7 protein-coding genes are annotated in these 7948 nt (G+C 73.1%); 4 read left to right on the top strand and 3 right to left on the bottom strand.

Features of this window, described 5'->3' with window-relative positions; genetic code table 11:
- Positions 1-212: 212 nt before the first annotated feature.
- Positions 213-1856 carry an AMP-binding protein gene (locus tag ACVNF4_RS29030; RefSeq protein WP_461805850.1) on the top strand — a complete coding sequence of 548 codons (1644 nt, stop codon included), beginning with the start codon at positions 213-215 and terminating at the stop codon, positions 1854-1856.
- A gap of 8 nt (positions 1857-1864) precedes the next feature.
- Here the strand turns inward: ACVNF4_RS29030 and ACVNF4_RS29025 are convergent, their stop codons facing one another.
- The 3 genes from ACVNF4_RS29025 to ACVNF4_RS29015 form a co-directional block, all read right to left on the bottom strand.
- Entirely contained in the window at positions 1865-2677 is an 813-nt protein-coding gene (locus tag ACVNF4_RS29025) for a methyltransferase domain-containing protein (RefSeq protein WP_461805849.1), read from the bottom strand.
- A 68-nt stretch (positions 2678-2745) separates the two neighbouring features.
- Positions 2746-3825: a sensor histidine kinase gene (locus ACVNF4_RS29020; protein ID WP_461805848.1), complete on the bottom strand. Its 1080-nt coding sequence runs from the start codon at positions 3823-3825 to the stop codon at positions 2746-2748.
- A gap of 20 nt (positions 3826-3845) precedes the next feature.
- Positions 3846-4499, bottom strand: coding sequence for a response regulator (locus ACVNF4_RS29015; protein ID WP_461805851.1), 654 nt, complete (start codon positions 4497-4499; stop codon positions 3846-3848).
- Between the two features lie 265 nt (positions 4500-4764).
- Here ACVNF4_RS29015 and ACVNF4_RS29010 point away from each other — a divergent pair, with 265 nt between their 5' ends.
- The 3 genes from ACVNF4_RS29010 (at position 4765) to ACVNF4_RS29000 (ending at position 7803) form a co-directional block, all read left to right on the top strand.
- Positions 4765-5217 (top strand): hypothetical protein, encoded by a 453-nt coding sequence (locus tag ACVNF4_RS29010; protein ID WP_461805847.1) that lies wholly within the window; start codon positions 4765-4767, stop codon positions 5215-5217.
- Between the two features lie 48 nt (positions 5218-5265).
- Positions 5266-5583 carry a hypothetical protein gene (locus ACVNF4_RS29005; protein WP_461805846.1) on the top strand — a complete coding sequence of 106 codons (318 nt, stop codon included), beginning with the start codon at positions 5266-5268 and terminating at the stop codon, positions 5581-5583.
- 363 nt (positions 5584-5946) lie between these two features.
- Positions 5947-7803, top strand: coding sequence for a ricin-type beta-trefoil lectin domain protein (locus tag ACVNF4_RS29000; protein WP_461805845.1), 1857 nt, complete (start codon positions 5947-5949; stop codon positions 7801-7803).
- The last annotated feature ends 145 nt before the right edge of the window (positions 7804-7948 follow it).

The raw sequence follows: 7948 nt of genomic DNA, 5'->3' as shown, positions 1-7948 counted from the left end.
CGCGCACCGGCTGCTCGGCTGGTTCGCGGCCCACCAGCTCACCTCGGCGGCCGGCGCGTCGAACACCCGGGCGGGCGGGGAACTCGGCTGGAAGCCGCTGCGGCCGAGCTGGCGCCACGGGCTGGGCGAGGAATGACCGAACCGGAACCAGGCTCGCCGACAGCGGCCGGCCCACGCGACGCCGGCTTCGTCCGGTCGCTGACCTGAGGAAAGTGAAGACAGTGAACCCGATCACCACCCTGCGCCCCTCCGCCGCCACCGTGGAGCGCCACCGCAAGGAGGACCACTGGCGCTCCGGCACCCTCCTGGACGACCTGGCACGCTGGCGTGCCGAGACCCCCGACGCCCCCGCCCTCCTCGTGTCGGAGTCCGGCCGCGACCCCCTGGAGCTGAGCTACACCCGGTACGCCGAGTACGTGGACCGTTTCGCCGGTGCCCTGCACGCGCTGGGCGTGCGCGCCGGGCAGGTCGTCGCGATGCAGCTGCCGAACGTCTGGCAGGTCGGACCGCTGCTGCTGGCCTGCGCCCGGCTCGGAGCCGTCGCGGCGCCGATCATGTGCGCGTTCCGCCCCCGCGAGCTGGAACGGATGCTCCGCAGGCTGGACGCCGTCGTCTGCGTGACCGTCGACCGCTGGGACGACTTCGACCACGCGGCGGCGCTCGCCGAGATGGCACCGCGACTGCCCGCGCTGCGCCACCGCGTGGTGCTGGGCGAGCAGGCCCCGGGCGGGGAACTCGACTTCCGCGAGTACTTCGAGCGCACCGGGCACGACACCCTGCCGGACCCGTCCGTCGTGGACCCGGACCGGGTCTCCCTGGTCCTGTTCACCTCCGGCACCTCCGGTGAGCCGAAGGCCGTCCTGCACACCCTCAACACCACGTACGCCTGGTACGCGCCCGTCGCGGACGCCGACGGCATCGGCCCCCACAGCCGTGTCCACTCACCGAACGCGGCGACCCACATCGTCGGCCTCACCATGGCCCTCTTCATGCCGCTGCACCGCGGGGCCTGCGCGGTCGTGGTGGACCGCTGGGACCCGGAGGCCGTCATCCCCTTCCTGGCCCGCGCCCGCGTCGACTGGATCGTCATCGTCCCGGTCCACCTCGCCCTCCTGACCGACGCGATGGAACGCACCTCGCAGCGGCTGCCCACGGTGCGGATCATCCGCGCGGGCGGCACGATCGTCCCGCAGCCGTTGTTCAGGCGGGTGACCGAGACCTTCGGGATCCCGCTGGACGTGGGCTGGGGCATGACGGAGGGCGCCAACGCCTTCACCCGCCACGCCGAACACCCGGAACTCGCGGGCCGTACCGTCGGGCGCTGCGCCCCGGGCCACGAGACCGACCTGCGGGCCGGCCACCCGGTCACCGACGAACAGCCCGGACGCCTCTTCGTCCGCGGCCCCTCCCTGTGCCTGGCCACCTGGGGCCGGGACGACGGCCGCCTGACCGTGCTCGCCGAGCACGACGACGGCTGGTACGACACCGGCGACCTCGCCGCACCGGACGGCCACGGCGGCATCCGGCTGCACGGCCGGGACGAGGACCGCATCGGCGTCATCATGATCCCGGTCGCCGACGTCGAGTCGGCGCTGCTGGACCACCCCGCCGTCCGGGACGTCGCCCTGGTCGGCTACCCGGACGGCCACGGCGGCGAACTGGCCTGCGCGTTCGTCGTACCGGGGGAGGGGACGCCGACCCTGGAGGGCCTGCGCGAGTGGCTCGACGGGCTCGGCATGAGCGAATGGTGCCGGCCGTCCCGCCTGGAACTCCTGCCCCGGCTGCCGCGCACCGAGATCGGCAAGGTGCGCAAGAACGTGCTCAGGGAACAGCTCCGGCGGCGCTCGGCCGAATGAGCGGCCCCCTACGGCGCCAGGCGGGCCGTGGTGACGAAGAAGACCGCCGTCGCGGTGAAGGCGCCCCGGCGGGAGAGGTCGCCCAGGTCGTCCTTCCAGCGCGCGGCCTCCTCCTCGCCGACGGCGCCCCGGGCGAGAGCGGCCGTCAGGGCCGGCTCCAGCACCACGCCGAACGCGGACGCGTGGTCGCTGAGGGTCGCCATGACGGGAACGACGGAGATGCCGGTGAACCCGGCGTCGGCGAGGTGGTAGGCGTTGTGGGTGCCCGCGTGGGGGTTCGGGACGGCCGAGCAGAACGCGTCCTTGACCGCGCCGGTCGTCTCCGGGAGCCGCGAACTCACCACCATCGACGCGAGATCGGGGTCCGCGAGCACGATCGTCCCGCCCGGCCGCAGCACCCTGCGGGCCTCGGACAGCGCCTCGGCGGGCTCGGGGAAGTGCAGGAAGGTCCGCTCCGACCGGTACCACGACAGCTCGGCGTCCTCGAACGGCAGCTCGAAGGCGCTGCCCCTGACGACCTGACAGTGCGGGAACCGGGCCAGGGCCGCGTCGACCATGGACCGACTGGCGTCGACCCCCACGGCGTCCTTCCCGAGCCGCACGAGGTCCGCGACGGCGCGTCCGGCACCGCACCCGACGTCCACACCCCTGCGCCCGGCGGACTCCACGGCGCGATAGGTGGCCTCCCGCACCGCGAGGCCGCTCTCGCTCTCCTCCATCTTCCGCAGATAGGCGACGAAGTCCTCCGGGACGGCGGAGGAGTCGACGTCGTGGAAACGTGCGGCAAGGCTCTCGGCGGTGCGTGCTCCGGTGGTGTCCACGTGCTGCGGTCTCCCGTCAGGAGGATGCCTGGAAGCCACCAACTTAGCTTATTCGCAAGGGAGTTGACCTACACCGGCACCCGCAGGCGCACCTCGAACCCACCCTCCGCAGTCCCCCCGGAGGAGAACGTCCCGCCGAGCAGCTCCGCCCGCTCCCCGAGCCCGATCAACCCCTGCCGCGACCCCGGCAACGGCAGCGCCGGCCGCGTCGACGGCGTGTTCGTGACCGTCACCCCGAACCCCGACGCGTCGTGCCAGAGCCGGACCGTCGCCCGCGCCCCCGGCGCATGCTTGCGGACGTTCGTCAGCGCCTCCTGCACCGTCCGGTACACCGCCCGCTGGGCCGTCGTCCCGACCTGCGCGGGCAGCTCCCCGACCAGCTCGGTCTCGATCCCGCTCGTGGCGACCAGCCGCTGGAGATCGGTGAGCGTCGGCTGCGGGGTCAGCTCGGTGGCCCGCCCCCCGGACGCCCGCAGCAGCGTCACCATGTGCCGCAGCTCGTCGAGCGTGTCGACGCTCAGCGACCGGATCGTCCGCACCCCCTCCTTGAACACCGGCTCCCGCGCGGCCACCTGCAACGCCCCCGCCTGCACGGCGATGAGACTCACCTGATGGGAGACGACGTCGTGCATCTCCCGCGCCAACTGCGCCCGCTCCCGCGCCAGCACCGCCTGCGAGTGCAGCAGCCGCTCGTGCTCCCGGGCCTCCTCGATCTCCACGAGCCGCCGCGCGAGATCCCGCCGGGCCTGCACGAGCTGCCCCAGAAGCACCGGCGCGGCGGCCGTCGCGAGCGTGTAGAAGAAGTAGACGACGGTCGACATCCGCCCGTTCTCGGACCACGACCCCAGCGGCCACGGCACCGCCGCCGCCACCGCGAACAGCACCGCGCAGACCGCCAGCAGCCGCCGGTCACGGGACCGCTCGGCCAGCGTGAACAACGCGGCGAACGGCGCGAACACCATGTCCTGCACGAGCGTCGCGGGCAGCGTCAGCAGGAACACCGCGAGCGGGAACCGGCGCCGCAGGAACAGCCCCGCACAGGCGAGCAGGGCGAGCGCCTTCGCGAAGACCCCCGTGTCCCACTGGCTGAACCAGAAGTCCGCCACCGCCACCAGCACGACGAGGACGTCGACGGCGGGCTCCGGCACCCGCGACCGGCCGACCCCTCTCACCGCCCCGGCCCCCCGCCCGACGCCTCCAGCAGCCCCGCCCGCTGGGCGAGCAGCGCCGCCTGCACGCGGCTGCCCACGCGCAGCTTCGTCAGGATCGCGCTGACGTGGTCCTTCACGGTCCCCGCGCTCAGATGGATGCGCGTGCCGATCTCCGCGTTGGACAGCCCCTCCGCGACCAGCACGAGCACCTCGCGCTCCCGGTCGCTGAGCCGCCCGACCCGGCCGGCCTCCTCGTCGTCGGCGCTCGTGCCGGGCCGCCCGCGCCACACCGCGTGCGACGCCTTCGGGGACATCACGACGCCGCCCGCGTAGAGCGTCCGCACGAGCTGGGCGAGCTGGTCGGGCTCGGTGTCCTTGAGGAGGAAACCGGCGGCACCGGACTTGAGGGCGGTCACGACGTAGTCGTCCGCGTCGAACGTCGTCAGCATCGCCACGACCGGCGGCTGGGGCAGCGCCCGCAGTTGGCCGAGGACGGTCAGGCCGTCCACGTCCGGCATCCGGATGTCCAGCAGCACCACGTCGGGACGCTCGCTGCGGAACGTGGCCACGGCCTCGGCGCCGGTCGCCGTCGCGACGACCTCGATGTCCTCGGCCGCGTTGAGGATCAGCTGAAAACCGGACCGCACCAGGGCCTCGTCGTCCACCACCATCACACGGATCACGTGCGTCCCGCCTCGTCGCTCTGAATCGTCGGCTATGTCGTCCGGCCGCCCCGCCGCCCGGGTCGTCATAGTCGACCGTAGAGCGTGAAACGCCATGCGGGAGAGGGTACGAGAGCACAGTCCCGCCGGTCGGGGGGAGGGGACCAGCCGTCCGGGGGGTCCTGCGGGAACTCGTGGGACCCGCCGACCGGCGGGGGTGGACCGGACGACTGCCGGATACCGGGGGAGGGGACCCGGACAGCAGCCTGGACACATGACCGAGAACGCGGACCGGACGACGCTCACCGAACAGGCCGTGCGGCCCGCCGGGCCCTCCACCGGCCGGCTGATCGGCGTCGACCTCGCGCGTGGCCTCGCCGTCTTCGGCATGTACGCACGGCAGGCGGTCGCCAAGGTGGTGATCCGGGCCGTGGTCCTGCTGGCGCTCGGCACACTCCTGACGGCGAGCGGCACCCCGGTGCAGGTCATCCTCGCCATCTACGGCCTGTACTTCCTCCTCGTCCTGCCGCTGTACCGGCTGCACGCGAGGTCCCTGGCGGTCGTCGCGGGGGCGAGCGCCCTGGTGCTGCCGCAGGTCCTGTACGTCGTCCAGAGCCTCCTGGCCGACCGGGAGCTCGGCGGGGTGTGGACCTGGCCCGGTGAGACGGGCGGTGTGGCCGGGCTGCTGTTCTTCGGCAGCTACCCGGGACGAAGCCGGCCGAACTGATCCGCTGACCGGCACCCCCACCCCGTCCTCTCACCTGGAGTCCTCCCCATGCTCTTCAACCCACTGCCGAGGCCCTCGAAGACCCCGACCCCCAACAGCCCCCGCACCGCACTGATCGCCGCCGTCCTCGCCACGACCATCGCCGCCGTCGGCCTCGCCCTCGGCACCGCCGGCCGCTCCGACGCCGGACCCCGGCCCGAGGAACGCCCGAGCCACGACCAGCTCCACTCCGCCGCGAAGGCGGAGGAGGGCCGGTTCGTCGTCCGCGTGGACGGGGACGACACGAAGGCGGCGTTCGAGAAACGCTTCCCCGGTGTCACGGTGACCACGGTCGTGGACGACGGTGACGGCGGCCTGCCGCGCTGATGCCCGGCGACCGGCCGTCCCCGGTCACGCCGAAGGACGAATGCCGGCGGCCGAAGTCGGCGATGTGCGCGGTGAATATGCCGAATCAGGCGGCACGGACGGAAAACAAAAAACGAAGTGCCGCACCCTTAAAGGGAAAGCGACCGATTCGCGCGGTGTGCACGGGATGTGTGACTCGTCGAACTTTCTTCGACAGAACCGCAGTTCACGGCGCGGAACACGAATCGCCTACGATCCGGGAGATCCCTTGTTCGATCTCCACGGCCTGTGCGAGGGTGTGCACGCCCCTCCCGTCACAAGAGCTGCTCAGGCGGACGTTCGGGACGGCCGGTTCCGTGTAACTCCCCGGGGAGGAATCCAACTGTGACAGAAGCTGGTCAGTCGAATTCCCCGACTTCGGCGCGGCGTTCCTACGCGACGGACGAAATGCTGAGCGCGGAACTGAAAAGCTGGGAAGGCGCGGAGCCCGCGCCCTATCCCGTCGGTGAACTCCTCGACCGGCACTGGGAAGCCGCCTACCTCTACGCGCGCCTGTGCACCGACGGCGAACGCGCGGCGGGCATGCTCACCACCGCGGCCTTCACCCGCCTCTTCGGCGAGTCCCAGCGGCACGACGGCCCCACCGCCGCCTGGCGCCCCCACCTGCTGGTCACCGTCCGCCGCCTGGCCGGCGAGTGGTCCACCGACAGCCGCCGCGAACTCCTCCACCCCGCCCTGCGCGTCGAGGACGCCGGCCTCCTCGCCGCCCGGCTCCTGCCGCCTCTGGGCCGGCGCCTCCTGTCGCGCTCCTTCCAGCGGCTCTCCGCGACCTCCCGCTGTCTCCTGTGGCACGTCGAGGTCGAGTCCGAACCCCTCGACGCCCCCGCCTCCCTGCTCGGCCTCGACACCGAGACCGCCCGCATCGAACTGTTCCGCTCCCGCGAGCGGCTGCGCGAGGAACTCCTCCAGTCGCACCGCGAACTCGCCGTCGAGGAGGAGTGCCACCGCTACGACCGCCTCCTGGACGTCGCCACCCGCCGGGGCGACGAACTGGACGCCGACCTGCGCGGCCACCTCGACCGCTGCCGGCACTGCGCCTACACCGCCGACCAGCTCGGCTGCTTCACCGAAGGCCCCGTCCTCGGCACCGCCCTCGCCGAAGGCGTCCTCGGCTGGGCCGCGCACGCCTACCAGGACGTCCGCGCGGGCGCCCCCGAGGAGCCGTCCGCCCTGCGGCAGGCCCTGCCCGAGGAGGTCCACCCGGCGCCGGGCACCGAACTCGTCGTCGCTGGGACCGGCTCCGTGCGCGCCGCCCGCAAGGCCGCCCGCCGCACTCGCCGCCGCAACCTCGCCGCCGCCGTCCTCACCGTCAGCGGCCTCGTGGTGCTCCCGCTCGCCGTGTGGTCCGCGACGGGCTCCGACGGCGACGGCGGCAGCCGGGCCGGTGAACGCACCGACACCCCGCGCCCCGGCAGGAACACCGCCACCGACGGCCCCTCCTGGATCGACGCGGGCAACGCCGTCCAGGGCACCCTGCGCGGCCGGCTGCACAACGTGTTCTCCGGCCAGTGCGTCGGCGTCAAGGGCGGCAAGGCCGTCGCGGGCGCCGAGGCCGTCCTCGGGACCTGCTCGTCGGTCGCCTCCCAGCAGTGGTCGTACGAGACGAACGGCCTCCTGCGCAACGGCCTCGCGCCCGAGCTGTGCCTCGACTCGCACCTCGGCTACTCCGTCGTCCTCACGCCCTGCACGGACGCGAGGACCGAGGCGAGCAGCGTCCGCTACGACTTCACCCTCCAGGGCACGCTCGTCCCCCGCTGGAGCCAGGACCTCGCGCTCGCGCCCGCCGCGACCGACGGCTCCGGGGCGCTCGTCGCGAAGAACCGCGCGGACAGCGCCGCCCAGCGCTGGGTGATCGACACGTCCAAGCCGGAACTCCAGATGCAGATCGTCAACTGGGACACCGCCCAGAACCCCGCCAAGGCACCGGTGACCCCCAAGAAGGCCGATCCGAAGCCGGCCCCCGCCCCGGCGCCGTCGAAGAAGGCGGACCCGAAGCCCGAGCCGTCCCCGAAGCCGAGCCCGAAGCCGTCGTCCCCGGGGTGCTCGCCCTACAACCCGTACGCCTGCGACTGGGGCGGCGGCGACGGGGGACCGGGCAACGGCGGCTACCCGGCCGGATACCCCGGCGGCTACGGCTGGGGCGGCTACCCGTACGGCTACGGGGGCTACGGCAGCCGCTGACCGGCAGCCGCGCCCAGCGAAGGACCCCGCCTCACATCTCCTTCAGCCGGGGCCCGATCACCACCCCGCCCATGTCGCCGACCGTGCACATCATCTTGAGCTCCTCGTCGACGACCATCGACAGCTCCTCGATCTCCTTGCCGTC

This window comes from Streptomyces sp. S6 (assembly GCF_054880855.1).
Note: the sequence above shows the minus strand (reverse complement) of the source record. Positions and strands in the feature narration are given on the sequence as shown.

Coding starts and splice junctions, on each gene's coding strand:
- ACVNF4_RS29015 (WP_461805851.1), bottom strand. CDS start 4,499: ATGGTGGTGGACGACGAGGCCCTGGTGCGGTCCGGTTTTCAGCTGATC.
- ACVNF4_RS29005 (WP_461805846.1), top strand. CDS start 5,266: ATGCTCTTCAACCCACTGCCGAGGCCCTCGAAGACCCCGACCCCCAAC.
- ACVNF4_RS29010 (WP_461805847.1), top strand. CDS start 4,765: ATGACCGAGAACGCGGACCGGACGACGCTCACCGAACAGGCCGTGCGG.